Raw genomic sequence first — 26,714 nt, forward strand, 5'->3', positions numbered from 1 at the left:
GCCGCTCAAACCGAGGATTGTGAATGACACAGGCAAAAGTTGGGATCATTATGGGCAGCCAGTCGGACTGGCCCACCCTGCGCGAAGCAGCTGAAATTCTGGAGGCTCTGAACATTGCATATGAGCGCAAGATTGTTTCGGCGCACCGCACGCCGGATAGGTTATGGGACTATGGTACAAAGGCCGTATCCCGCGGCCTTCAGGTGATTATCGCAGGCGCTGGGGGCGCCGCGCATCTGCCCGGCATGATGGCATCAAAAACCCGTATTCCCGTGATTGGCGTGCCAGTACAGACCAAAGCACTTTCAGGCGTCGATAGCCTCTATTCCATCTTGCAAATGCCGCGTGGCTATCCGGTGGCAACCATGGCCATTGGCGCAGCCGGCGCACAAAACGGCGCCTTGATGGCCGCTTCCATTCTAGCCCTTCAAGACAGCGAGATCGCCACACGGCTTGAGCAGTGGCGCGCCGATCTCAGCTCTTCTATTCCTGATGAGCCGCACGATGAATGAGCCCCTTGCATCCGGTTCGGTGATCGGCATTTTAGGCGGCGGCCAATTGGGCCGGATGCTTTCTGCGGCGGCAAGCCGGCTTGGGCTTCGCACCCATATATTTGAGCCCTCTGATGCACCGCCCGCCGCCGATGTGGCCCATGCGGCAACCGCTGCGCCCTATGAGGACAGCGCAGCGCTGAAACGCTTTGCCGAAGCGGTGGATGTGATCACCTATGAATTTGAAAACATTCCCACGTCCGCCCTAGATACGCTGGAAAAAATCCGCAATATACGGCCCGGCCGCGAAGCGCTGCGGGTCTCACAAGACCGGCTTACGGAAAAACTTTTCCTAAGCGAATTAGGTCTGAAAACAGCGCCTTACGCTACGGTCGACCAATTTGAAGACCTTGAAAAGGCGGTGCAAACCATCGGCGCCCCTGCAATTTTGAAAACCCGCCGCTTTGGCTATGACGGTAAAGGTCAGGCACGTATTATGGCCGAGCAAGATATAAAACAGGCCTTTGAAGATATGGCAGGTCAGCCCGCGATTCTAGAAGGGTTTGTCGATTTTAGTCATGAAGTATCGGTGATCGGTGCGCGCAATTCCGCGGGCGATGTCGCCTGCTTTGATCCGGGCGAAAATGTCCACCGCGACGGGATTTTGCACAGCACCACAGTGCCCGCAAAGCTGAGCGCAGGCCAACGGATGGATGCGGTTTTGCTCACTGCCAAGATACTCAATACGCTGGACTATGTTGGCGTGATGGGGGTTGAGCTTTTCGTCACAAATGGCGGGCTGGTGGTCAATGAGATTGCGCCAAGGGTGCATAACTCGGGTCATTGGACCCAAAACGGATGTGCGGTTGATCAGTTTGAACAGCATATTCGCGCCGTGGCCGGTTGGCCGCTTGGCGATGGCACGCGGCACAGCGACGTGGTGATGGAAAACCTGATTGGCGAGGATGTCCTAGGGGCGGAAAAACTTGCCAAAGAGCCCCATACGGCACTGCATCTTTACGGTAAAACCGAGGTTAAACCGGGCCGTAAAATGGGCCATGTTAACCGCGTCAAAACCCCGACATAAACCGCCAAAATGCGGTATCGGTATTGCGTTGGTATCACGGCAGTTTCGCAGTGGTGCCAAATTTGGCCCATTTAAAGCCTCTAAGAGCCAAAAAACTGCTGCGCAAGATCGCCGCTCATATAGCTCAAAGCGCCGCCTGCGAAACACGCAGCCACCTGTTGGCTTTTTGCATCAAGGATCAAAAGATCGGCGCGGTAACCTGCCTTTATGTGGCCGCGATCCTTAAGCCCTAAAATAGCTGCTGGTCCGGCTGACACCAGATGCCAAGCCGCCGGCAAACCGATCTCTTTGGCCAGAGCAAGCGCGGCCAATCGTGGTGACGGATAATGATAATCCGAGGCCAGCGCCGAACAGAGCCGCTGTTGGATCAATTCCAAAGCGCTAATATTCTTTTTATGCGAGCCGCCGCGCACAACATTCGGCGCGCCCATTATGATCGGATTGCCCAGCGCCGCCGCCGCTTCGGCGGCCTCTTTGGTTTCGGGAAATTCGCAGAGCGCCGCGCCCTTAGCAGCCCAGCCTTGGCGATCTTGCACACGGGCATCATCATGGCTGCCAAGGAACACCCCTGCCCCCAAGGCAGTGATTAAATCGGGTAGGGCGGCGGCAACCTGATCTGATTTTTCATGCAGCTCTTTGAGCAGATCAAGATGTGCCTCAGGGCTGCGGCCACTTTTGAGCGCTTGGCCCGTAAGCCGCGCCGGGCGTTTGCCCTGTGCCAAAGCCTGATGCGGCAGGTGGTCATTGAACACCACATAAGGCACCGCATAGCGCGCGCAGAGCGCTGCAAATTCTGTGTAGTGATCCAGCATATGGGTTTCAAAGCGCAATTGCGGCAGAAGCGTGCTGGGCACTTTGGGGGCAAACTGTTCTAAATGTTCTAGAAATGTCCGGGCAAATTCAGGGCTGCGCATGCCGCCTTCCCAACTGTAAAACTGCGCCAGAACTGCAGTGGTTATACCGTTCGATGCAAGCTCGCTGTGCAGTGCGTAAAACCCGCTTTGCAAGTCCTTGACTGCGCCGCGGCGCGGGGCGAGATGGCGCTCGAACCCGTCGCCATGCAGATCAACAATGCCTGGCAATATCTGATAGCCTGTTAGGTCAATTTGCCGGCCCGAACTGGCCTCGGCAATCAATCCCTCGGCGATGAAAAGCGGCTCTTGCACCAATCCCTCTGGCCACAGCACCTCGGCGTTGACGAATGACAGCGCCAGTGCGCTCATCGGCCAAGCACCTGCATTAAAGCCTGCCTATCCGTAAGCGACGGGTCAAAGCGGCCAGTCTCAAGATAGATGAGCACCTGCGCCATGACCGCAGGTGAATTCATCATAAAGGTATGCGTGACCGGCAAAATGATATGATCGCTCATGCCGTCCACTTTGGTCGAGGCAACGGCCACCTTGCCATCATCCTGACCGTCAATCAGGGCAGAATAGGCCGGATTAACGGTTTGCGATCCAGCGATGACCCCAAGATCAAAGTCCACATCGGGCAGACGCAGAATGACGCCGTCTTGTCCCAGCTCAAGCGCAGCAGGTCCATTAATCCATTGAAAGGGCGGTAAATCACCCAACACATCTACCAACTCAGACCCGTGGTTTGGCGGCGCCAGCATCACCACCCGTCCAAGATTTTCAGGGCGGTTTTCCGCCAACCAGTAACGGGTTAGAATACCGCCCATAGAATGGCTGACAATATGCGTTGTTTCGCCCCGGCAAGCGTCAAAACCGGCCGGTAGGACCAATCCAGCCAACGTATCAATCGATGCTTTCCTTGAGGGGTAATCCATCAGCGCGGTGCGATAGTCTTGCCGCTGCAAAACTTCGTTGAGCAAGGTTAAAGACAAAGACGAGCGTGCCAGACCATGCAGTAGAATAACACAGTCCGCGCGCGCGCTGATAGGGGCAAACGCGAGAATGAAAACCATTATCCGAAGCATATTTTGGATCATCAATTTATCCTGTTTGTGGATTTTCGGCGGGGGGCAAGCGGCAGAACCGATAGAGCAATACCGCCAAGAACCACCGCAGCCGCGCCAAGGGCCGTAGTGCCAATCACCTCGCCAAGCAGAAGCGCGCCGCCAAGCAGCGCAAGCACCGGCACGCTGAGCTGAGCAACAGCCGCCACACCGGCAGTTATTTTTGGCAGAACCGAATACCAGAGCGCATATCCAAGCCCCGAGGTTACAGCACCGGACAGCACTGCCAAAAAGGCGCCATAGGCGCTTATCCCATCTGGCAGGATTGCCACGGCAGCAACCCCAAGTGGCACCGCATAGATGAAATTTCCTGCCGTATCGGCCAAGGCATCCACGACCTTGCGCCCGATCAGCGAATAGACCCCCCACCCTGCGGCAGCTGCAGCCATCAAAGCCGCGCCGAGCGGATGAACGGCTGCCTCACCCCCGGGCCACAAAAGCCAGCATAAACCGCCAAACGCAATCAGCGCCCCAACCCAACGTCGCGTTGGAATAGGTTCGCCCAAAATGACCGATCCGGCAAACATGGTGATCTGAACCCCGCCAAACAGGATCAGCGCACCAAGTCCGGCGGGCAAGGTGACGTAAGCAAAGGAAAATCCAAGCACATAAAGCGACAGCGCGAGCATACCGTAAGGCTGAAACCGAGGCAGTGAAAATCCGCCGCCACCGCGCGCGCGCAGCAGCAGCGCAAGGCAAAGCGCGCCTGATATAAGCCGCAGCGCCGCGAAAGATGACGGACCGATCGTACCAGTTTGGAGTGCGGCGCGGTTGAGCAGTGAATTGGCGGCAAAAGCCACCATCACCACGATTATTAAACTCACAAGCCGCACCCAAGCATCCTTTTGTCATCTACCCAGCTTCTTACCATAAGCACCAGATAAAAAAAGAGGGCCCAGCACAGGTTTTGTCCCAAGAATGCAAGCTGTATTTCAATTTTAGCACCTTTGGGCCTTTGGTTTTTCTGCTGATTGTTACGGATTGGGTAAACGTCTATATCCCAGCCGCTGTTAGCCGTATGTAGTGCCGTAATCCGCGCTTAAGCGCTGGAATATTTTCCAAGTTTTCTGGTGGCAACACTTTATATCCCCAATCCCATGGGTTTTTAAATACAGGGCTGAGCCGGTTTTGGCTCTTAAATAGTGGATTTACACCTCTGCCTGCCGCGCCCTTTATACTTGGCGGCGCAGCGAGCCTGTTTCTACACTGCAAATTTTGGTTATGCCGTGAGGAACCAATAGATAACTGCAAGGGCGGTCAATACAATCGGCCCTATTCGCGCGGCAACCGGCGCGCCGCCGCGAAACTGCATGAACAAAGTGCTCGCCTGTGTAATAATAAGTCCCGCGATAGCCCATTTCACTGCGGTCAAAGACACTTGGGCCGGAACGGTAAGGTTAAGCAGGATCGCGGCCGCCATAATAAGCAAGCCAGCTCCATTGATTTTCATTAAGGTTGGGCTTTGCCCAAGCATTTCCCCGAACCAAGCCTTTGCACTTTTGGTGCCTAAAAGCGCACCTAAGCCCATTAAGCCTGTCCAACCCGCAATCGCGAGTCCAATTACCCATGTCACCATTGTGATGATTCCCTTTAGTTTTATAAAACACCGCATCTCGTGACATCACGGCTAAAGATAGATGTCAAGATTGCCTAACCATGGCGCATCTATTTTGCACAATGGCAATCCATAAATCGCAGTTCGATTCCTGATTGCACTCAGGAAGACGCGCGCATCACAAGGACTTAGTTTACCGCAAAATATCGCAGGGTGTTTGCCAATCTATTATGTCACTCATTCCCCCAAAAAAATCGGTGATTTGGGCCATAAAAAAAGGTCCGGCTGAAACCGCCGGACCTTTATATTTTTTGCGCTAAAAAGCGGCTGGCTTACATCATGCCGCCCATGCCGCCCATGCCGCCCATGTCCGGCATGCCGCCACCTGCGGCTGCACCGTCTTTGGCTGGCTTGTCAGCAACCATGGCTTCGGTTGTGATCAAAAGACCCGCAATTGATGCCGCATCTTCCAGCGCTGTGCGCACGACTTTCGCCGGATCAAGCACACCGAAGGAAAACAGATCGCCGTATTCTTCGGTTTGCGCGTTGAAGCCAAAGGTGACATCGTCGCTTTCGCGCACTTTGCCAGCAACAACAGCGCCATCAACACCAGCGTTTTCAGCGATTTGGCGCAAAGGCGCTTCGATCGCACGGCGCACAATGGCAACACCAGCGTCTTGATCAGAGTTAGCACCCTTTAGTCCGTCGAGCGCTTTGCCAGCTTGAACCAAAGCAACACCACCGCCAACAACAACACCTTCTTGAACCGCAGCGCGGGTCGCGTTCAGTGCATCATCAACACGATCTTTGCGTTCTTTCACTTCAACTTCTGTCATGCCGCCAACGCGAATAACAGCAACACCGCCGGCCAGTTTGGCCACACGCTCTTGCAGTTTTTCACGGTCGTAATCAGATGTTGTTTCCTCGATCTGGGCGCGGATTTGGTTAACCCGTGCTTCGATCTCGGCTTTTTCGCCCGCACCGTCAACGATGGTTGTTTCGTCTTTGGTAATCTGAACTTTTTTCGCAGTGCCGAGCATGTCCATGGTAACGGACTCAAGCTTCATGCCGAGATCTTCGCTGATCACCTGACCACCGGTCAGAATGGCGATATCTTGCAGCATCGCTTTGCGGCGATCGCCGAAGCCGGGCGCTTTCACGGCCGAGATTTTCAAACCGCCGCGCAGCTTGTTCACCACCAAAGTGGCCAGCGCTTCGCCTTCTACGTCCTCAGCAATGATCATCAAAGGCTTCTGTGACTGGATCACAGACTCCAACAATGGAACCATTGACTGCAGCGATGACAGCTTCTTTTCGTGCAACAGGATCAAGCAATCCTCAAGCTCGGCTGTCATTTTGTCAGCATTGGTCACGAAGTAAGGTGACAGGTATCCGCGGTCGAACTGCATGCCTTCGACAACATCGGTTTCTGTTTCCAGACCTTTGTTCTCTTCAACAGTGATCACGCCCTCGTTGCCAACTTTTTGCATCGCATCTGCGATTTGTTTGCCGATGTCGGCTTCGCCATTGGCAGAAATTGTACCAACCTGCGCCACTTCATCGCTGTCTTTAACTTCGCGTGATGCGCCTTTAATCTCGGCCACGATGGTTGAAGTTGCCAGATCGATGCCACGCTTAAGATCCATCGGGTTCATGCCCGCTGCGACCGACTTCATGCCCTCTTTTACAATGGCCTGAGCCAAAACAGTGGCAGTGGTTGTGCCGTCACCGGCTTCGTCATTGGTGCGGCTGGCGACTTCTTTCACCATTTGCGCGCCCATGTTTTCGAACTTATCTTCCAGTTCGATTTCCTTGGCAACGGTCACACCATCTTTTGTGATGCGCGGTGCACCAAAAGATTTGTCGAGCACCACGTTGCGGCCTTTCGGGCCAAGAGTTACTTTTACGGCGTCAGCCAGAATATTGACACCGCTGAGCATGCGATTGCGTGCATCTGTGTCGAATTTGACGTCCTTAGCAGCCATTGTGCTTATCCTCGTCTAAAAAATTTCAATTAGGGGTACGATTAGGCAATAATGCCTAGAATATCGCTTTCTTTCATGATCAAAAGCTCTTCTCCATCGAGAGTAACTTCTGTACCTGACCATTTGCCAAACAGAACTTTATCTCCTGCAGACACAGCCATTTCAATCAGCTCGCCACTGTCTTTACGGGCGCCTTCGCCGCATGAAACAACGATACCTTCGGCTGGTTTCTCTTTTGCGCTTTCGGGAATGATTAATCCCCCAGCTGTTTTATCATCGCCTTCTACGCGACGGACCAAAACGCGGTCATGAAGCGGTGTAAATGCCATCTCTGAGGCTCCTTACGCTCAAATTTAAATTAAACCCTTGCGGGCCATTATCACTCACACCAGGCGAGTGCTAACGGAACGTAACTAGGTGTGGTTACCCTATCTGTCAACCAGCAAATGCAAAAAAACCAATTTAGTTCAGAACAGGTTTGCCAAATGGCGCGCGGGTAAAATAGAGTGCCATAAAAATCCTCTTAATACGCGCGCGCTGCCCTCTTAAATAGACAAACCGCGCCCCTTTAAAAGGGCCTCAACTTTTGGAAGTCGGCCACGGTAGGCGAGATAAAGCGCCTTAGGATCGTCCGCGCCGCCACGAGACAGAATATTAGCCTCAAGAGACTTTGCCAAATCGGGATCAAACGCATCACCTTTTTCCTCAAACGCGGCAAAGGCATCGGCGTCCATCACTTCGGACCACATATAGCTGTAATAGGCACTTGCGTAATAGCCCCCAGAAAACACATGCCCAAACTGCGGCGTTGCATGGCGCATTCCGATCGCTGGCGGCATGCCCATTGATTGCAAAATATCATCCTGACGCGCGATAATATCTGTCGGCACGTCCTGGGTGTGAAACGCAAGATCAACCATGGCCGAAGCCACATATTCCACGGTCTGAAACCCCATATCAAAGGTCGCCGCTTTCAGCACCTTGTCCAGCAGATCGGCAGGCATCGCGGCACCGGTATCGACATGGGTGGCAAAGCGTTGCAAAACCTCCGGCACTTCGAGCCAATGCTCATAAAGCTGGCTGGGCAATTCCACAAAATCGCGCGGCACTGAAGTGCCCGACACCATTTCATAGCGGACATTTGACAGCATTTGATGCAGTGCATGGCCAAATTCGTGAAATAATGTGCGCGCATCATCATAAGACAGCAAAGCCGGATCGGATTTGGCGAAATTACACACATTGATCACAATCGGGGCTTGCACTTTGGGCAGTTTGGCCTGCGCGCGCATAGCCGAACACCACGCGCCTGAGCGTTTCGATCCACGGGCAAAATAGTCACCAATAAACAGCGCGATATGTTCGCCGTCGCGGGTCACTTCCCACGCGCGGCAATCGGGGTGGTAAAGCGGGATATCAACCGGCTCAAAGCTCAAACCAAACAGCCGCGCGGCACAATCAAATGCTGCATCAATCATTCGGTCAAGCTGAAAATAGGGCTTAAGCGTTGCCTCATCCAGATCATGCTCGGCCTTGCGCCGCTTTTCCGCATAATAGCGCCAATCCCATTTTTCTAGATCGCCATTAAGACCATCGGCCTGCATCATCGCGGTCAGTACTTCTGCGTCCTGCTCGGCGCGCGCTTTTGCTGGCGACCAGACATCATCCAGCAATTGGCGGACATTTTCGGGCGTTTTTGCCATCTCGGTTTCGAGTTTAAATGAGGCAAAGTCTTGATAGCCAAGAAGCGTGGCCATCTCTTGGCGCAGCGCCAACATCTCGCGCGCCAGATCACGGTTGTCGGTCGCGCCCCCGTTTGCACCCCGCGCAGCCCAGGCTTTATACGCTGTCTTGCGCAGATCCCGCTGCGGTGAAAACTGCATGAACGGCACCACCAAAGACCGCGACAAGGTGATAATCGACCCCTCCACGCCTTTTTCAGCGGCGGCTGATTTGGCCGCAGCTTGCAAAAACTCAGGCAGGCCTTCCATGTCGCTGTCAGAGAGCTCCATATGCCAGTCGCGCTCATCTGCCAGTAAGTTTTGCGAAAACTCGGTGCCCAAAACCGCAAGGCGCTCTTTAATCTCTTTCATCCGCACCTCGGCCGCGCCAGTGAGCCCTGCGCCCGCGCGGATAAAATTACGGTGGGTCAGCATCAGCACCCGCGCCTGTTCATCATCTAGATCAAGCGCTTCACGTTTGGCCCAAAGTGCATCAATACGGGCAAAAAGCGCCTTGTTACCGTAAATCTCAGAGCTATGGGCAGATAATTTAGGGGAAAAATCGCGCATTAGTGCTTCGCGCGCTGCGTTACTATCCGCGCCTGCGATGGTGTAGAAAGTGGAAAGAACTTTATCCAGCGCCTCGCCCGTTGCCATTAACGCTTCGATTGTATTGGCAAAGGTTGGCGACTGTGGATTATCCGCGATAACAGCCGTATCCTTCATGTCCTGCGCAAGCGCCTGCTCAAACGCAGGCGCGAAATCATCGTCTGATATTCTATCAAAAGGGGCGATTTGAAACGGTGTGTCCCAGTCCGTCAGCAAGGGGTTAGTCATGAAATCTCCTATTGGTCAATCTTTATCTCTCAGGGCGCTCGCTAAGACGCAGAGCCGCTGCCGCAGATCGGGCAGTCGGCGCAGCGCGGCGCTTTGAGCCGCCGGCCTCCGCCGTAAAGCGCATCATAAATTAGCAATTCGCCCCGTAGCGGCGTGCCGGCCTTGGTGATTAGCTTCATCGCCTCGGCGGCCATCATCGCCCCGATTACGCCGGGCAAGGGCGCAAAAACACCAGCTTCAGCGCAGCTGGGCGCAAGCCCTTCGGCGGGCGCTTCGGGGAAAATACATTGATAACATGGCCCGTCGGTTTTGGGATCAAATACCGATAGCTGACCTTCCCACTGGCTCAGCGCGCCAGATACCAGCGGAATACCCAACGCCACTGCCGTGCGGTTGGCCAGATAGCGCGTGTCGAAATTATCACTTCCATCCAGTACGATGTCGTATTCCGCAAAAAGATCTGCGGCAATCTCTTCGGCAAACCGCCGATGATAGGGCTTTACGGTGACAAAAGGATTTTGAGCCTGCATTGCGGCTTGCGCAGAAAACACCTTGGCCGTTCCAATATCGGCGTCGCGGTGGATCACCTGCCGCTGCAGGTTGGCGTTTTCCACTTTGTCATCATCAATCACGCCAATGGTTCCGACGCCAGCAGCCGCTAGGTATTGCAGCGCTGGCGCGCCAAGCCCGCCAGCGCCGATGACCAAAACCCGTGCCTGTTTTAGGCTTTTTTGCCCCGGGCCACCGATTTCGCGCAGCACAATATGCCGGGCGTAGCGGTTTAGCTCGGTACTGGAAAAACTGTCTTCGTTCAACGGCGGGTCGAGCGCTGCGTCAACATTGGTTTTCTTCCTCAAGGCGGCAAGCACCCGTCGATACAGCAGCACCACTATCATGAGCGCTAGCGCTGTTGCCCAGGGCACAATGGTCTGGCCAGTTGCCATCCGTAGCGCGTGCCCGTCCGGCAACACAAGATGCATCAGCATGATACCTGCATAAAGCCCTGTGAGCAGGCCTAGCCGCAACGCACGCGGCCATCTTAAAAGCTGCCCACCGAACCAGATAAGCAGCGCCAGAACAACAAGAAATATCATTACCCTTGCCCCGTCGAGCCAAAGCCACCAGCACCGCGCTGGGTTGCACTTAAGCCGTCTGACAGCTCAAAACCTGCCTGAGTAACGGGTGCGACCACCATCTGTGCAATCCGGTCGCCGTGGGCGATATGAAAATCCTGACCCGAGGTGTTGATCAAAATCACCCCAACATCGCCGCGATAGTCGCCGTCAATCGTGCCCGGGCTGTTTAAAAGAGTGATCCCATGTTTCAGCGCCAACCCCGATCTTGGCCGCAATTGCACTTCATAACCTTGGGCAATTTCCATCCGCAGACCGGTGGGGATTAAAGCCCGTGCGCCAGCGGCCAGAACCACCCCTGCCGCACGTTCATCAGGCGAAAAATTGGCCCGAATGTCTGCCCCTGCGGCGCCAGATGTTTCATACATTGGTAAAGCCACCGCGCGGTCAGCAACCTCTGACCAGCTCAGTTTTATTTCAACCATCATGCGTCCCTGTCAGTCGCCAAATACTGCGCCATCCTATCAGCCAGTTCACCGGCAACCTGCGCCTTGCCCATACGCGGCCAGCTTTCCGCGCCGTCTTCCGTGATGAATGTAACCGCATTTTCCGACCCACCCATAATGCCGTTCTCGGGCGAGACATCATTGGCAACGATCCAGTCACAGCCCTTGCGCGCGCGCTTTGCAGTGGCATTAGAAAGAAGGTCATCAGTTTCCGCGGCAAAGCCGACCACCAAATCGGGGCGGTTAGACGAAGATTGACTCACACTGGCCAGAATATCAGGATTTTCCGCAAACTCCAAAACCGGAAGCGCGCCTTTTTGTTTTTTAATTTTTGAACTGCTGACCGAAGCTACGTGCCAATCGGCAACGGCGGCAGCAAAAACAGCAGCATCCACCGGCAAAGCCGCTGCCACCGCATCGGCCATCTGCTGCGCGGTTTCCACGGCGATCACTTCGGCGTCCAAGGGCGGCGGCGCTGTGGCGGGCCCCGAGATAAAAACAACCTCTGCGCCGCGATCCGTCAAAGCGCGGGCGATGGCGCTGCCTTGCGCCCCAGAGGACCGGTTGGCGATATAGCGCACCGGATCAATCGGCTCATGGGTAGGCCCCGATGTGACCAGAATTTTTTTACCAGCAAGTGTGCGGTTTTGCACCCGTGCTTCAACGGCCGCAACAATTTCAAGTGGCTCAGCCATGCGCCCCGGACCAAATTCACCGCAGGCCATATCGCCCTCATTGGGCCCGACAAAGCCGATACCGTCCGCCATTAGGCTATCAATATTTCTTTGTGTCGCCGCATGGGTCCACATCCGCACATTCATTGCCGGCGCAATCAGTACGGGCGTATCGGTGGCAAGAAGCAGTGTAGAGGCAAGATCATTGGCATGACCGCCCACCATTTTGGCCATCAAATCGGCTGTGGCTGGCGCAACAACGATCAAATCAGCACTGCGCGACAGCTCAATATGGCCCATTTCCGCTTCAGATGTTAAATCAAACAGCGCCGTGTGAACTTTACTTCCAGAGAGCGCCGATACAGCCATGGGCGTGACAAATTCTGCCGCGGCAGAGGTCATCACAGGCGTCACGCTTGCCCCGCGCTCGCGCAGGCGGCGGATCAAATCGAGCGATTTATAGGCCGCAATACCGCCGCCGATAATCAATAAAATTCGGGTATTTTCCAGCATCATCCGCCTCGGATAGGGTTTCCCAAGACTCTAGGCGCTCTGATGAGGCTCTGCAAGAGCGGCCACTGCGCGCTCTTACAGAAAGTGATGCACCTCTTGGACATTTTTTTGCAAGAAATTGCGCATTTTTCCAAACGCTGCGGCTTCCAGTTGCCGCACACGCTCTTTTGATAGCCCCATTTCCTGACCCAAGGATTCCAATGTTCTTGGCTTTTCGCGCAGCTTGCGCTCACGAACGATGAACTGCTCACGGTCATTTAGTGATGTAAGCGCGTCGCTCAGCCATAAGCGCAGTTTACCTGCGTCATGATCATCTTCAAAGGTTTCGTCGGCCTGCTGGCTATCATCTTGCAGCGTTTCGATCCATTCGCGACCCTCGTCGTCAGATGATTGAACCGCATTTAAGGAAAAGTCTGATCCAGACAGCCGTCCATCCATCATTTCGACATCCTGCAGTGGAACGCCAACTTCGGTGGCTATCTTCTGATAGAGCTGGTGCTTGTCCAGCTGTTCACCCTCTTGAGCAGCTTCGCGCTCGATCTGGGCCTGCACGCGGCGCAGGTTGAAGAACAACGACTTTTGGCTACTGGTTGAACCAGTGCGCACCATCGACCAGTTGCGCATCACATAATCCTGAATACCGGCTTTAATCCACCAGACCGCATAGGTCGAAAACCGAACGCCCCGGTCTGGATCAAACTTGTCAGCGGCTTTCATCAACCCCAATCCGGCCTCTTGGATCAAATCATTCATCGGCGCCCCATAGCGTTTAAACTTAGACGCCATTGAAATCGCCAGACGCATATATGCATTGATCAAGCGATGCAAAGCCTGCTCATCGCGGTGATCCCGCCACGCATATGCCAGCTGCAATTCGGTTTCTGCGTCTAAAAGCTCAGCTTTCATCGCCCGCCGCGAAAACATTTTTTCTGATACGCCATCAAAAGCCATCTTTTAAACCTCTCTCACATAATCAACCGTGATCTTCATTCATCATTGTGTTTTGTATTAGAGTTACGCACAAAGATATTAACTGGATCACTTCGGATAAGAAAATGGGACAACACATTGCTTTGGTGCTTGGTGGCGCCGCATCGGGAAAATCAAGTTGGGCAGAAGCCTATGCAGCGTCGCTTGCGCAAGATTTAATCTATGTCGCAACCGCACAAGCATTTGATAATGAGATGAAAAATAAAATTTTTGCACATCAATCCGCGCGTTCTGACCGTTGGAAAACCTTCGAAGAACCGCTTAATCTTGCAGGGCTTATAGGGACATTACCAGCAGATCACTCGGTGTTGATTGATTGTGCCACCATGTGGCTTAGCAATCAGATGCTTGCGGAAAAAAATTATGATCAGGCTGGTGATGCACTGCTTAAGGCGCTTCCGGCTGCGGCCTCTCCGATTGTGATTGTAAGCAACGAAGTGGGGCACAGCGTGGTGCCGGAAAATGCCCTTGGGCGGCAGTTTCGCGATGCCCAAGGGCAGTTGAACCAACGCCTCGCTGCCGCTGCAGATTTGGTTGTAATGATTACAGCTGGTTTGCCAATGGTTTTAAAAGGTCAGATTGCCGAGAGCCGCTCATGACCAAACTTCATTTGATAAGGCATGGGCCAACGCACGCTAAAACCATGGTTGGCTGGTCCGATCTGCCCGCAGATTTGTCAGATCATGCCGCGCTTGCGCGCTTGCGATCGGAACTGCCCGGCGATGCAGTGATGGTGTCTTCGGATTTGATCAGGGCCAGCGCCACCGCCGATGCGGTAAGCTCGGGTCAGTTGCGCCTTCCAAACCAACCAGAGCTGCGCGAGATAAATTTTGGCGATTGGGAGTTGAAAAGCTTTGATCGGATCAATGCGGATGATCCGGATCGGGTGTTTGAATATTTTGACAGCCCGGGCACGGCCACCCCGCCAAACGGAGAAAACTGGCTCGGCTTTTCCGCTCGGATCAACGCCGCAGTGGATAAGTTGATGACAGCGCATCCGGGCAAAGAGCTCATTATTGTGGTGCATTTCGGGGTGATCATCAGCCAGATTCAGCGCGCCGAAGGCGCAAGCCCAAAGCGCGCCCTGCGCCATGCGATAGACAATTTATCCCTGACCCAAATGAGTCTCAAGAACGGAACTTGGGATATTCATAGGATCAATTACACCGCCTAAAATCTGTACTGCCTTTGCTCCAAGCATCCGAAATTAACCATTTCTAAATCATTTGGCCAAAAACTGTTTTGGCCATGGCTTTTGTTTTATGATCACCCGCGCCCACACTGTGACCTTTGAAGGTATGGAGCCGCGCGAGGTAGATGTGGAATGTGCAATCAGTCCCGGATTACCGGGTTTTGCTATTGTCGGCCTGCCTGACAAAGCTGTGAGCGAGGCCCGCGACCGAATTCGCGCTGTTCTCAATGATCTGTCTTTGGCGCTTCCGGCTAAAAAAATCACCATTAACCTTACTCCTGCGGATTTGCCCAAAACCGGATCCCATTTTGATCTGGCAATCGCGCTTGCGCTTTTGGCAGCGCTAGAGGTGGTGCCGCGCGATGCGGTTGGCGAAGCGATTGCCATAGGCGAGCTATCTTTGGATGGCCGGCTCAATCCGGTGATCGGCGCGCTTCCTGCTGCGCTCAAAGCGGCCGAACTGGGCAAAGCGCTCTACTGCCCTGCGGCCTGCGGCGCCGAGGCAGCTTGGGTTGAAGCAGCCAAGGTGATCGCCGCGCCAAATCTTTTGCAAATGATCCATCATCTGAACGGGCGACGTCCGATTGAACCGGCCAAGCCGGGCGAAATGACCCCTTTGCATATGGGTCCTGATCTGCGCGAAGTCAAAGGCCAGGAACGGGCCAAGCGCGCGCTTGAAATTGCGGCTGCGGGACGCCATCATATGATGATGGTAGGTCCGCCCGGCTCCGGAAAATCAATGCTGGCTGCGCGGCTGCCGGGGATTTTGCCGCCCCTGTCGCCCGTCGAGGCCTTGGAAACATCGATGGTCTATTCGCTGGCTGGTCTCACCCAAGATGGCGGGATCAGCCGCCAAAGACCGTTTCGAGAACCGCATCATACCGCATCGACAGCCGCAATTGTTGGCGGTGGCCGCAACGCAAAGCCAGGGGAAATTTCGCTGGCACATAATGGCGTTTTGTTTATGGATGAATTTCCCGAGTTTCCCAGCAACCTTCTAGAAACCCTGCGCCAGCCGATCGAAACTGGCAGCGTGATGATTGCGCGGGCAAATGCCCATGTGAAATACCCCTGCCGCTTTATGCTGATCGCTGCAGCAAACCCCTGTAAATGCGGCCATCTCAGCGATCCAAACCGCGCTTGCGGGCGTGCCCCGATTTGCGGGGCAGATTATCTTGGGCGTATTTCCGGACCGCTCATGGACCGATTTGATTTGCGGCTTGATGTCCCACCGGTGTCGTTTCACGATCTTGATCTGCCCGCCAACGGGGACAGCTCGGCGGATATTGCGCGCCGCGTGCATGCGGCGCGGGAGCGTCAAACCGAGCGGTACAAAACCCACGAGATGATCCGAACAAACGCTGATGCCGGCGGCGAGGCTTTGGAGGCGGCGCTCAAACTTGCGCCAGAGGCACAGCAGCTTTTGCGCACGGTCGCTGAGCGGTTTCAACTGTCTGCGCGTGGCTATCATCGGGTGCGCCGGGTGGCCCGCACAATTGCCGATCTGGCGGCCAGTGATCAGGTCTGCAAATCGCATCTGGCCGAAGCTGTCAGCTATCGGCTTGGACCCGCAGACGGGCCACAATCCAATCAGCGATCTGCGCCAAACTGGCATCAGCCTCGGGTAAAAGACCCTGACATAGGGGCCAGACATGCGGCAAATCTTGCGCGACGTCACAGCTAACATCAACGCCGCATTGGCGCAATTTTTCAGCCATTCGCAGGGTATCATCTAGCAAAATTTCACTATCTCCTACGGTGAGGTAGATCGGCGGCGCACCGGTATAATTGCCAAACAGCGGCGAGGCGCGCGGATCTGTTGCATCGTTTTCCCCAAGGTACATAGCAACCAACTCACTGGCCCTTTCAGCCGTAAGCAGCACTTCACGTTCGGCATTGTAGACCCAACTTTTGCCCGAAAAGGTCAAATCGGTTAAAGGGGAAAGGCAAAATACTCCGGCTGGCAAAGGCTGACCGTCAGCGATGAGTGCATGCAACAAGGAAAGGGCTAAACCGCCGCCGGCACTGTCGCCGCCAAGGATGATCTGATCGGCCCTGTAGCCCTGCTCAAAAAGGTCTTGATAGGCGGCCAGCGCGTCATCTAATCCGGCCGGAAACGGATGTTCGGGCGCCAGCCGATAGCGCGGCAGACAGGCCATGCTTCCACTAAGTTGAGCGAGCTTGGCCAGCATTGCGCGGTGTGTATCGGGCGAGCCAAATATAAATGCACCGCCGTGCAGATAAAGAATGACCGAATTGGCTGTAGGGTTTTCTGGGGCGATCCAAAGCGCTTCTCTTTGGCCGGATGGCGCGGCAAAACTGCGCCCCGTAAATGTCACCCCGCGCGGCGGCCGAAACCAAAACCGCGCCATCTTTTCAAACCTTTCGCGCAAATCCAGCGGATCAGCTCGGCGCAAATAGGGTTTTTCAAACCACCGCAGCGCAAAGTTTAAAATCTGCCGCCGCAGGGACATCTTAGGCTCTTTTGCTTTCGATCGCCTGCCAGATTTTTTCCGCCACATTGATCCCGTCAAAGCGCTCAAGCTCTTGTATCCCTGTGGGCGATGTAACGTTGATCTCGGTCAAGTATTCACCGATCACATCAATGCCGACAAATATCTGCCCCTTTTCGCGCAGCAGCGGGCCGATGGCGAGGCAAATTTCAAGATCGCGCGCGCTCAGCTCAATTTTTTCCGGCCGCCCGCCCACATGCATGTTCGAGCGGGTTTCCCCGGCCGCTGGCACGCGGTTGATCGCCCCGACCGGTTCGCCGTCGACCAAGATCACCCGTTTATCGCCCTTGCTCACCGCTGGCAGAAATTTTTGCGCAATCAACGGCTCACGTGAAAACCCGGTAAATAGCTCATGCAGCGATGCCAGATTGCGGTCATTTTGATCCAGCCGGAACACGCCGGCGCCGCCATTGCCATAAAGCGGTTTGACGATGATATCACCGTGCTTTTGTTTGAAGGCCTTGATGGTGCCCAAATCACGGGCAATTGTGGTTGGCGGGGTAAGTTCCGGAAATTCCAGCACCAACAGTTTTTCGGGGTAATTGCGCACCCAAAACGGATCATTGACCACAAGCGTTTTGGGATGCACCCGATCCAGCAAATGCGTGGTGGTGATATAATGCATATCAAAGGGCGGGTCCTGACGCAGCCAGATCACATCGAAATCAGCCAAATCTACCTCTTGCTCATCGCCCAGAAGCGCGTGATCGCCCACAACCCTTTGAACTTTTAGTGGCCATCCGCGTGCGGTCAGCCGGCCTTCTTGATACGCCAGCTGGTCCGGAGTGTAGTAAAACAGCTCATGTCCGCGCGCCTGCGCCTCTTCGGCAAGCCGGAATGTGCTGTCCGCTGCGATGTCTATCGGCCCGATTGGATCCATCTGAAATGCGATTTTCAAAACATACCTCTTTACGTTGACTTGCCTTTAAATGGCCAACCGGCGCGGCAATAGCAATAGGTGGGCGGCAACAATCCTCAATCACTGTAAAGCGCATTTTCCAAGATTTCCACATCGGCTTCGGCATTCACCAGCGCCAGATCAAAGCGCATGTCACAAAGTTGGCCTTGGGCAAATGTTTGGCAGAATTCTTCGGCGGTTTGAAACATCCTTTGAATTTGACTGCGGTTTAACCGGCTGGCAGCTGAGGCATGATCCCGCGCCCGCTTAACCTCGACAAACACCCATACTTCGGAGTGAAAAAAGATCAAATCAATCTCGCCCCCCGCACCGCGCCAACGGGTGTGTTTGAGTTGATAGCCACGTTTTTGATAGTGCGCTGCAACCTGTTGCTCGGCCGCAAGACCGTCAAGATAGGCGTGTTTACCTGTCTTTTTCCTTATCAAATTCCAGCGCCATCTGATAAATTTTACGTTTTGGCAGCCCATAAGCCTGGGCCACGGTTTCGGCGGCATCGCGTACACTCATACTTTGCAACGCGCCGCGCAAGGCCGACACTATGTCGTCTTGGTTAACAGAGCCTGAAGCCGCGCGGTCGATAAGTACCACAACTTCGCCTTTGACCGTTAAAGAGCGGGTCCGCTCCACAAGCCCGGCAAGCGTGCCGCGCTGTACCTCTTCAAATTTTTTGGTCAGCTCGCGGCAATAGGCGGCGCTGCGGTCCCCGCCTAGCACTTCAGCAGCATCGCCCAGCATGGCCGCCAACCGCTTGGGCGATTCGTAAAACACCAATGTGGCAGGCACATCAGCCAGCGCTTGCAATTGGCCGCGCCGCGCGTTTTTCGAATTCGGCAAAAACCCGGCAAACAAAAACCGATCCGTTGGCAGACCTGCCAAGGTCAGGGCTGCTAATGCGGCAGAGGGCCCCGGCGCTGTTGTCACAAGATGCCCCTTATTTGCTGCGTCACGCGCAAGATCAAAACCGGGATCTGCAATTAGGGGCGTACCTGCCTCTGACGCATAGGCCACTGATTTTTCTAGACGCAAGTGCTCAAGCAGCTTCGGGCGCATGGTTTTGCCATTATGGTCGTGATACGGCAAAAGAGGCCTATCCCCCAATGCAATGCCGTGAATATCCATCAGTTTTCGCATGCTACGCGTGTCTTCGGCCGCAATCACATCAGCATTTGCCAGAATATCCAGGGCGCGGAGTGTTATATCGCGAGCCGTGCCGATAGGAGTTGCAACAAAGTACAAACCAGGCGCTAAATTGACAGTCTTGTGATTCACCTCTAAACCCGCTTTTTTTGAGCTTTATTATCGCGTTTTGAAAATGGCTGTGATACAGCCATCCGTGACGGAGTTGACACCTATGTTTGACATTATTTTATATATCTGCAAGCGCTTGCGGGCTTTTGGCATTATTTCTTTTAGTTTTTTCCTCGTTGCATGCGGCCTTGAAACCAACAGATTGACCGATGGTCAGGGCGAATATATGGCCGATCCCGTGCAAGTGGCTTTGTTGATCCCAAGCAGCGCCGAGGCCACCGCACCAATCGCAGCCAGTTTAGAAAATGCCGCGCGACTTGCTGTCGCCGATCTTGGCAAAGTGAAAATTGATCTTCGGGTCTATGATACCGCTGGAAATACCGATATTGCGGCGCGTCAGGCACAAAGAGCCGTCAAAGAAGGGGCCAAAATTATAATTGGTCCACTTTATGGCGGGGCTGCGAATGCCGCAGGCTTGGCTGTTGCCAACAAAAACGTGAATATCCTTAGCTTTTCAAACAATAGTGCGATTGCGGGCGGCAATGTTTTTGTTCTTGGCAAGACTTTTGACAATACCGCCAAGCGGATTGTTGAATTTGCCGCGTCGCAGGGCAAAATGCGGGCGGTTATCGTGCACCCAAATAATGTCGAAGGCAGTTTTGGAAGATTGGCCATTGAGCGTGCGGCGATGGATACGCCGCTTGAAATCGTGGCCACCCAAAGCTTTGAATTTTCCCAAGACGGCGTAGTGAATGCTGTGCCGTTGATTCGTGCAGCTGTTGAGATCGAAGAAGCCGATCTGATCTTTTTAACCTCGACCACGGCCGGGGCGCTTGGGCTGTTGATGCAAATGCTGCCCGAAGCCGGTGTGCAGCCCGACAAGGTACAGTTTGCAGGTCTGGCACGTTGGGATGTGCCAGCCCAAAATTTGGCTTTGCCCGGGGTTCAGGGGGGCTGGTTTGCCCTACCCGACTATCGAAAATCCGAACGTTTTTACGCTCGTTACAAAGAAGCCTATGGCGCACAGCCGCATCAACTTGCTGGGCTAGCCTATGATGGTATTGCCGCCATCGGAGCCCTGTTGATGGCAGGGCAAAGTGATAGATTCGACCGCTCGGTCTTGACACAAACGGCTGGTTTTGAGGGAGTTGACGGTATTTTCCGGCTCAACGGCGAAGGCACAAACGAACGCGGCCTCGCCGTTGCCAAAGTCTTTAACAAACGTGTGGTAATCCTTGACCCAGCCCCAAGCACCTTTGACCGCCCTAGTTTCTGATCACTATCGCATTGAAGTTGCACACCAGAGCGTGCAACTTATTTGTGATCCAGTTCAGATTTTTGACCTAAGGGCTACGGCCGAAACCCTTTCTGAGGCAGTCGAAAGCTCAAAAAGCTCAAAAGGCTTGCGCGCGCGTATGGTAGAAGACCTCGGCGCGCGGCAAAAAGCCGGTAGGATAGCAATCGCCAAAGCATTTGAGGAAACACCAGCTGCTGCGCATGAACTGACCCGGTCTTACACATATTTGACCGATTGTCTGGTTCAAACAGTATGGAAAATTGCCACCCAATGGCTGCACCCATTGCCCAACCCAACGGAGGGTGAGCGGTTATCTGTGATTGCCGTTGGCGGCTACGGCCGTGGGGAAATGGCACCCTATTCAGATGTGGATTTACTGTTTCTGACACCATATAAACTGACCCCTTGGGCCGAAAGCGTGATTGAAAGCATGCTTTATATGCTGTGGGATCTAAAGTTAAAAGTCGGCCACTCATCACGGACGGTCAAAGATTGTCTACGGCTGGGAAAAGATGATTACACGATCCGAACGGCGATGCTGGAAAATCGCCGGATATGCGGCGATGAGACTTTAAGCGGTGATCTAAACGCACGGTTATGGTCCGATTTGTTTTCCGGCACCGAGCGCGAATTTATCGAGGCCAAACTGCAAGAGCGCGGCGCGCGGCACATCAAACAGGGCGGCCAGCGCTATATGGTCGAGCCCAATGTCAAAGAGGGCAAAGGCGGGCTACGCGATTTGCAATCGCTTTATTGGATTGCAAAATATGTTCACCGCGCCGACTCGGCCGCAGATTTGGTGGATTTGGGCGTCTTTCGCCCCGAAGAGTATCAGAAGTTTAAGCGCGCTGAGGGCTTTTTATGGGCAGTTCGAGGCCATCTTCATCTCATCGCAGGCCGTGCGGCCGACCAACTGAGCTTCGATCTGCAAGTTGAGGTGGCCGAGCGCATGGGCTATCGCGACCACGCAGGCCGCCGCGGCGTTGAAATTTTCATGCAAGAGTATTTTCGCCACGCGACCGGAGTGGGTGAGTTAACGCGGATTTTTCTAACCGCGCTTGAGGCCATTCATGCCAAAGGAGAGCCGTTACTGGACCGCATATTTCGCAGACGGCCAACGGTGCGACCCGATTATCAGGTAGTACATAACCGGCTGTCGATCAAAACGCCGGATGCATTTCTGCAAAATCCGCTTAATCTTTTACGCCTGTTCCAAGAAGCTCTGCGCACTGGCCTGCTAATCCATCCCGATGCCATGCGGCTGGTATCCGCAAATCTGCACTTGATAGATGATAAGATGCGTAAAGATCCCGAAGCGCAGCAGATATTTGTTGATTTACTGCTGCGCCATGGCAACCCGGAACGCGCCCTTCGGCGGATGAACGAACTTGGGGTGCTTGCGGCTTTTATTCCCGAGTTTGAACCCATTGTCGCAATGATGCAGTTTAATATGTATCATAGCTACACGGTAGATGAGCATACGATACAATGTATCAGAAATCTGGCCCAGATTGAGCGCGAAGAACTGGTCGAAGAGCTGCCGGTGGCAAGCTCAATCCTGAAGCAGGGGATCAACCGCAAAGTGATTTATATTGCGCTTTTATTGCATGATATCGGCAAAGGGCAAAATGAAGATCATTCAGTTCTTGGGGCAAAGATCACCCGCAAAGTTGCCCCCCGACTGGGGCTTAGCAAATCTGATGTGGACACCGCCGAATGGCTGGTGCGCTATCACCTATTAATGTCCGACATGGCGCAAAAACGCGATATCGCCGATCCGCGTACGGTGCGAGACTTTGCCAAAGCGGTGCAAACAGTAAAACGTTTGGATTTGCTAACGGTCTTGACCGTGTGTGACATCCGCGGCGTTGGCCCCGATACGTGGAACAACTGGAAAGCCGCGCTGATCCGGGCGCTTTACCGGCAAACCCTACGCGCTTTGGAAACCGGTCAAGAAGCGCTGAACCGCGAAACGCGCGGCACAGAGGCCAAACAAAACTTGCGCGCTGCGCTGCCAAGCTGGAGCGCCAAAGACCTCAAAACCGAAACCGGCCGGCATTATCCACCCTATTGGCAGGGTCTGCATGTGACCGCCCATGCGGTGTTTGCCCAACTATTGAAAAATATCGGCGAGGATGAAATACGTATTGATCTTCACCCCGATACCGACCGTGATGCCACCCGGGTGTGTTTTGCTCTGGTCGATCATCCCGGGATATTTTCCCGTTTGGCGGGGGCTCTAGCGCTTCTGGGCGCCAATGTGGTAGATGCCCGCAGTTACACTTCAAAAGACGGCTACGCCACCGCTGCGTTCTGGATACAAGACGCCGAAGGGCACCCCTATGATGCTGCCCGATTGCCGCGCTTGCAGCAGATCATCGAAAAAACGCTCAAAGGCGAAGTTGTCGCCCGCGATGCGATCAAAGACAAAGATAAGATTAAAAAGCGCGAACGCGCGTTTAAAGTGCCTACCTCAATCACCTTTGATAACGAAGGATCAGAAATTTATACCATTATTGAGGTCGACACCCGTGATCGGCCGGGGCTTTTGTTTGATCTTACGCGGACGCTGGCCAACGCGAATGTCTACATTAATTCAGCGGTGATTGCGACCTACGGCGAACAGGTGGTTGACAGCTTTTATGTCAAAGACATGTTTGGCTTAAAATTCCACAGTGCCAGCAAACAGCAATCGCTGGAGCGGAAGTTGCGCGACGCCATAGAAAGCGGTGCCCAGAGGGCTGTGCGATGACAACGAAGCGGTCACACCCTGTCAAACTGGCCGGCAACATTATGACCGTCGGCGTTTGGACATTGCTTAGCCGCGTTCTGGGCATGGGCCGCGAAGTGCTGCTTTATGCTCTAATTGGCGCCGGACCGCTGCTGGATGCCTTTATCGTGGCCTTCCGCCTGCCTAATATGTTTCGCCGCTTTACCGCAGAGGGCGCGTTTAATGCCGCCTTTGTGCCGCTGTTTTCAAAACGGCTCGAAGCCAATGATGATCCGCTTGGATTTGCCAGCCAAGCCATGGGCGGTCTTGGATTTGTCCTTCTGCTGCTGTCCGCGCTTGCGATGATCTTTATGCCGGCCCTTGTGTGGGTGACCGCGGGCGGGTTTATCGGCGATGACCGTTTTGATCTGGCCGTGGGCTATGGGCGGGTGATGTTTCCCTATATCCTTCTGATTTCGCTTGCGGCGCTTTTGTCAGGTGCGCTGAATGCTCAAGGCCGCTTTGCCATGGCCGCCGCCGCGCCAGTGTTTTTAAACATTTTAATCATCGCAGCGCTTCTCTTGGCCTGGGCTTTGGGCCGTTCGGCCATTTTATTTTTAATCTGGTCGGTCCCGATAGCAGGGGCGGTGCAACTGGGGCTTTTGTGGTGGGCAGCTTGGCGTGCAGGCTTGAAAATCACCCTCGGCCGACCTCGGCTTAGCCCTGAAATGCGGCATCTGGTCAAGGTGGCAATTCCTGCCGCACTGGCCGGCGGGGTGATGCAGATCAACCTGTTGGTCGGGCAGCTCGTGTCTAGCCAATACGCCGATGCGGTAAGCTGGCTTTATGGCGCGGACCGTCTTTATCAACTTCCGCTTGGGGTGGTTGGCATTGCCGTGGGCATTGTACTGCTGCCTGAGTTGTCGCGCCGGCTGCAAGCCAGCGATGATGACGGCGCGCGCACGGCTTTTTCACGCGCAGGTGAAATTACACTGGCGCTGTCCCTGCCAGCAGCTATAGCTTTGTGCGTTATTCCGCTGCCCCTTGTTTCTGCCCTGTTTGAACATGGGGCCACAGGCCGGTCCGCCGCCGAGGCAATGGCGCTGGCGACTGCGATCTACGGTCTTGGCTTGCCGGCTTTCGTTCTGCAAAAACTGTTGCAGCCAGTTTATTTTGCCCGTGAGGATACCAAAACACCATTTCGCTACGCAGTGGTTTCGATGATTGTCAACGCAGCCCTCGCAGTGGGCTTAATGCCAATCGTGGGTTGGGTTGCACCGGCAATAGCCACCACTGTGTCAGCCTGGCTATTGGTGGTGCTCTTGATGCTGGGCACCCGCCGCTTCGGCGCAGTTGCGCAGTTTGATGCTCGTTTCAAGGCACGGTTGCCGCGCATCACAATTGCAGCGCTAGGCATGGGCGCTTTGCTTTGGGCAGTGGCGGCAACGCTTGATCCTTGGGTCAGCACGACATTGGAAAGGATCGGTTTTGCTGTCTTTCTGGTGCTTGCTGGAATATCGGCCTATGGCGGCCTTGGCAGTGTCGCGGGCGCGTTTTCCGGTGCTGAGTTGCGTCAGGCTCTGCGCCGCAATGGCTAACGTCTAAGGAAGTCAATAACCCGCCTGAACCCGCCGGGCATGAAAAAGAACGACAGGCCAAAGCCAGTCAGAAACCCAACCAATTCTGCCACCCAGTGAAATGTATTGCCAAAGATTATGCCAAAAACCAGTTGGATCGCCAGAAGCAGGGCGATCAGCGAAAATGCTTGGGAGGGCCGTCCGTTCTGAGCCTTGAGTGTAACCCACATCAGGAAAGTATAAGCGCCAATCAGGCCGTAAATTCCAGGATACGCGCCAAAAAGCCATCCGCCTTCGGGCTGCACCAGACAAAATGCCATGGCTCCAAGCGCTGCTGACAGCGCAAAAACAAGCAAAACCGAAACTGCGGAAAACACCGAACCCACCATTTTGCCCATGGCCAGAAAAAGCGCGCAGGCCACGGCGGCCTGTAATGTGCTGACGTGAATAAACGAATAGCTCACAAACCGCGCAAGATGCCCCAATGGGTAATTCTGGTTCTCAATCATCCAGGCAAGCAATGCTGTATTCACCGCATAACTTTCGATCGCATTCACACGGAGGCTACTTCCCCCCTGACCACCAAATAAGCCATAGCTTTCCATAAGGAATATAAATTCCACCAGCGCAATGACCAAAAATAGGGCCGTCACAACAGGCGGCATAGGATTAATAGCTGGGGGCGGTTGATTTTCGGACATTCGGCCGGACCTTTGCTTGACGGGACACATCGCTATGGGTAAGCGAGTTGAACAGAAACTTCCAGATGGAGAATGAATATGTCGGAGGCGGTCCAAACGCATTCGCTCGATAAATTTACCAAACGTGTTTTTTCCGGGGTACAACCCTCGGGAGGATTGACGCTGGGCAATTACCTTGGCGCGATCAAACGCTTTGTGCAGATGCAAGAGGAAGATTTCGAAACCATTTACTGCATGGTGGATTTACACGCGATCACCACAAAAAAAGATCCAGACGAATTGCGTTATAACACCCGCGAGGGGGTAGCGTTTTTCATTGCTGCCGGTCTTGATCCGGCCAAATCCATCCTGTTTAACCAATCCGCTGTGCCAGAGCATGCGCAACTGGCCTGGGTATTTAATTGCGTTGCCCGCATGGGATGGATGAAGCGCATGACCCAGTTCAAGGACAAAGCTGGCAAAAATGCCGAAAATGCCTCGCTCGGGCTGTTTGGTTATCCGGCCCTGATGGCGGCAGATATTCTGGCCTATCATGCCACCCATGTGCCGGTGGGCGATGATCAGAAGCAGCATCTTGAGCTGACCCGTGATATTGCGATCAAGTTCAACCATGATTTTGGGGTTGATTTTTTCCCGGTGATCGAGCCGGTGATTGGCGGGCCTGCAGCGCGCGTGATGAGCCTGCGCGACGGGTCAAAAAAGATGTCAAAATCTGACCCCTCTGATTTGAGCCGGATCAATATGGGCGATGACGTCGACACCATTGCGCAAAAGTTCCGCAAAGCCAAAACCGACCCCGATGCGCTGCCCTCGGAAGAGGCCGGTCTGGAAGGGCGGCCCGAGGCGCGCAATCTGGTGGCGATATACGCTGCGCTTGGCGATCAAAGCGTCCCTGAGGTGCTGGGTGACGTGGGCGGCAAACAGTTTTCCGAGTTCAAGCCAATTCTGGTCGAACGAGCAGTGGAAATCCTGTCGCCGATATCCATGGAAATGACCCGTTTGATGAAAGATCCGGCCGAAATTGATCGCATTCTTGCCGAAGGCGCACCGCGCGCCCGCGCCATTGCCAGCCCGATCATTGAGCAGACCTATGACATCATGGGGCTGCTAAACGCCGGATGACCGCAGCGGCGCATCAGCGCCGCGC

At 54.3% G+C, this 26,714-nt stretch carries 25 protein-coding genes; 9 read left to right on the top strand and 16 right to left on the bottom strand.

Annotated features, from left to right (window positions below):
* The first annotated feature begins 23 nt into the window (after positions 1–23).
* Both purE and GN278_13730 read left to right on the top strand, forming a co-directional pair.
* Positions 24–512, top strand: a complete 489-nt coding sequence (gene purE / locus GN278_13725) for a 5-(carboxyamino)imidazole ribonucleotide mutase (GenBank protein XAT61719.1) — start codon at positions 24–26, stop codon at positions 510–512.
* Complete coding sequence (locus GN278_13730) at positions 505–1,578, top strand: 5-(carboxyamino)imidazole ribonucleotide synthase (protein XAT61720.1); 1,074 nt, start codon at positions 505–507, stop codon at positions 1,576–1,578. Before purE ends, GN278_13730 begins: the two co-directional genes overlap by 8 nt.
* Positions 1,579–1,658: 80 nt before the next feature.
* Here GN278_13730 and GN278_13735 read toward each other — a convergent pair whose 3' ends face one another.
* The 11 genes from GN278_13735 to GN278_13785 all read right to left on the bottom strand — a co-directional run bounded on the left by GN278_13735 (position 1,659) and on the right by GN278_13785 (position 13,371).
* Positions 1,659–2,801 carry an alpha-D-ribose 1-methylphosphonate 5-triphosphate diphosphatase gene (locus GN278_13735; protein ID XAT61721.1) on the bottom strand — a complete coding sequence of 381 codons (1,143 nt, stop codon included), beginning with the start codon at positions 2,799–2,801 and terminating at the stop codon, positions 1,659–1,661.
* Positions 2,798–3,517 carry an alpha/beta hydrolase gene (locus tag GN278_13740; GenBank protein ID XAT62678.1) on the bottom strand — a complete coding sequence of 240 codons (720 nt, stop codon included), beginning with the start codon at positions 3,515–3,517 and terminating at the stop codon, positions 2,798–2,800. The genes GN278_13735 and GN278_13740 overlap by 4 nt, the downstream gene beginning before the upstream one ends.
* A gap of 11 nt (positions 3,518–3,528) precedes the next feature.
* Positions 3,529–4,389, bottom strand: coding sequence for an EamA family transporter (locus GN278_13745; protein ID XAT61722.1), 861 nt, complete (start codon positions 4,387–4,389; stop codon positions 3,529–3,531).
* Between the two features lie 386 nt (positions 4,390–4,775).
* Positions 4,776–5,132, bottom strand: coding sequence for a hypothetical protein (locus GN278_13750; GenBank protein ID XAT61723.1), 357 nt, complete (start codon positions 5,130–5,132; stop codon positions 4,776–4,778).
* Positions 5,133–5,443: 311 nt separating this feature from the next.
* Positions 5,444–7,096: a chaperonin GroEL gene (groL, locus tag GN278_13755; GenBank protein XAT61724.1), complete on the bottom strand. Its 1,653-nt coding sequence runs from the start codon at positions 7,094–7,096 to the stop codon at positions 5,444–5,446.
* Between the two features lie 41 nt (positions 7,097–7,137).
* A complete protein-coding gene (locus GN278_13760; GenBank protein XAT61725.1) occupies positions 7,138–7,425 on the bottom strand; it encodes a co-chaperone GroES in 288 nt (95 codons plus the stop codon).
* A gap of 216 nt (positions 7,426–7,641) precedes the next feature.
* Positions 7,642–9,654, bottom strand: a complete 2,013-nt coding sequence (locus GN278_13765; GenBank protein ID XAT61726.1) for a peptidase M3 — start codon at positions 9,652–9,654, stop codon at positions 7,642–7,644.
* 41 nt (positions 9,655–9,695) lie between these two features.
* On the bottom strand, positions 9,696–10,748 hold the full coding sequence (moeB, locus tag GN278_13770) for a molybdopterin-synthase adenylyltransferase MoeB (protein XAT61727.1): 1,053 nt from the start codon (positions 10,746–10,748) through the stop codon (positions 9,696–9,698).
* Positions 10,748–11,212, bottom strand: a complete 465-nt coding sequence (locus tag GN278_13775; protein XAT61728.1) for a dUTP diphosphatase — start codon at positions 11,210–11,212, stop codon at positions 10,748–10,750. The genes moeB and GN278_13775 overlap by 1 nt, the downstream gene beginning before the upstream one ends.
* On the bottom strand, positions 11,212–12,420 hold the full coding sequence (coaBC, locus tag GN278_13780) for a bifunctional phosphopantothenoylcysteine decarboxylase/phosphopantothenate--cysteine ligase CoaBC (protein ID XAT62679.1): 1,209 nt from the start codon (positions 12,418–12,420) through the stop codon (positions 11,212–11,214). Before coaBC ends, GN278_13775 begins: the two co-directional genes overlap by 1 nt.
* A gap of 75 nt (positions 12,421–12,495) precedes the next feature.
* Positions 12,496–13,371 carry an RNA polymerase factor sigma-32 gene (locus tag GN278_13785; GenBank protein ID XAT61729.1) on the bottom strand — a complete coding sequence of 292 codons (876 nt, stop codon included), beginning with the start codon at positions 13,369–13,371 and terminating at the stop codon, positions 12,496–12,498.
* 104 nt (positions 13,372–13,475) lie between these two features.
* Here GN278_13785 and cobU point away from each other — a divergent pair, with 104 nt between their 5' ends.
* From cobU to GN278_13800, 3 genes are all read left to right on the top strand, one after another.
* Positions 13,476–14,009, top strand: a complete 534-nt coding sequence (gene cobU, locus GN278_13790) for a bifunctional adenosylcobinamide kinase/adenosylcobinamide-phosphate guanylyltransferase (protein XAT61730.1) — start codon at positions 13,476–13,478, stop codon at positions 14,007–14,009.
* The gene (locus GN278_13795) at positions 14,006–14,584 is read left to right on the top strand and encodes a histidine phosphatase family protein (protein XAT61731.1); all 579 of its coding nucleotides are present in this window, start codon (positions 14,006–14,008) and stop codon (positions 14,582–14,584) included. The genes cobU and GN278_13795 overlap by 4 nt, the downstream gene beginning before the upstream one ends.
* Positions 14,585–14,672: 88 nt before the next feature.
* Positions 14,673–16,286, top strand: coding sequence for a YifB family Mg chelatase-like AAA ATPase (locus tag GN278_13800; GenBank protein ID XAT61732.1), 1,614 nt, complete (start codon positions 14,673–14,675; stop codon positions 16,284–16,286).
* Here the strand turns inward: GN278_13800 and GN278_13805 are convergent.
* From GN278_13805 to rsmI, 4 genes are all read right to left on the bottom strand, one after another.
* On the bottom strand, positions 16,153–17,076 hold the full coding sequence (locus GN278_13805; protein ID XAT61733.1) for an alpha/beta hydrolase fold domain-containing protein: 924 nt from the start codon (positions 17,074–17,076) through the stop codon (positions 16,153–16,155). The two genes, GN278_13800 and GN278_13805, sit on opposite strands and share 134 nt — an antisense overlap.
* 1 nt (position 17,077) lies before the next feature.
* Positions 17,078–18,013: a glutathione synthase gene (gene gshB / locus GN278_13810; protein ID XAT61734.1), complete on the bottom strand. Its 936-nt coding sequence runs from the start codon at positions 18,011–18,013 to the stop codon at positions 17,078–17,080.
* Between the two features lie 77 nt (positions 18,014–18,090).
* Positions 18,091–18,501, bottom strand: a complete 411-nt coding sequence (locus GN278_13815) for a hypothetical protein (GenBank protein ID XAT61735.1) — start codon at positions 18,499–18,501, stop codon at positions 18,091–18,093.
* Positions 18,437–19,303 (bottom strand): 16S rRNA (cytidine(1402)-2'-O)-methyltransferase, encoded by an 867-nt coding sequence (gene rsmI, locus GN278_13820; GenBank protein XAT61736.1) that lies wholly within the window; start codon positions 19,301–19,303, stop codon positions 18,437–18,439. Before rsmI ends, GN278_13815 begins: the two co-directional genes overlap by 65 nt.
* A gap of 82 nt (positions 19,304–19,385) precedes the next feature.
* Here rsmI and GN278_13825 point away from each other — a divergent pair, with 82 nt between their 5' ends.
* The 3 genes from GN278_13825 to murJ are packed head-to-tail and all read left to right on the top strand — an operon-like array spanning position 19,386 to position 24,887.
* The gene (locus GN278_13825) at positions 19,386–20,558 is read left to right on the top strand and encodes an ABC transporter substrate-binding protein (GenBank protein XAT61737.1); all 1,173 of its coding nucleotides are present in this window, start codon (positions 19,386–19,388) and stop codon (positions 20,556–20,558) included.
* Positions 20,539–23,331 (top strand): [protein-PII] uridylyltransferase, encoded by a 2,793-nt coding sequence (locus tag GN278_13830; GenBank protein XAT62680.1) that lies wholly within the window; start codon positions 20,539–20,541, stop codon positions 23,329–23,331. Before GN278_13825 ends, GN278_13830 begins: the two co-directional genes overlap by 20 nt.
* Positions 23,328–24,887: a murein biosynthesis integral membrane protein MurJ gene (gene murJ / locus GN278_13835; protein ID XAT61738.1), complete on the top strand. Its 1,560-nt coding sequence runs from the start codon at positions 23,328–23,330 to the stop codon at positions 24,885–24,887. Before GN278_13830 ends, murJ begins: the two co-directional genes overlap by 4 nt.
* On the opposite strand, the gene GN278_13840 is transcribed toward murJ, so the two are convergent.
* Positions 24,884–25,669 (bottom strand): rhomboid family intramembrane serine protease, encoded by a 786-nt coding sequence (locus GN278_13840; protein ID XAT61739.1) that lies wholly within the window; start codon positions 25,667–25,669, stop codon positions 24,884–24,886. The two genes, murJ and GN278_13840, sit on opposite strands and share 4 nt — an antisense overlap.
* On the opposite strand from GN278_13840, the gene trpS reads away from it, so the two are divergent.
* Complete coding sequence (gene trpS, locus GN278_13845) at positions 25,646–26,689, top strand: tryptophan--tRNA ligase (protein XAT61740.1); 1,044 nt, start codon at positions 25,646–25,648, stop codon at positions 26,687–26,689. The genes GN278_13840 and trpS overlap by 24 nt on opposite strands.
* The last annotated feature ends 25 nt before the right edge of the window (positions 26,690–26,714 follow it).

It is taken from the genome of Rhodobacteraceae bacterium Araon29 (assembly GCA_039640505.1).
Lineage (GTDB): Bacteria > Pseudomonadota > Alphaproteobacteria > Rhodobacterales > Rhodobacteraceae > CABZJG01.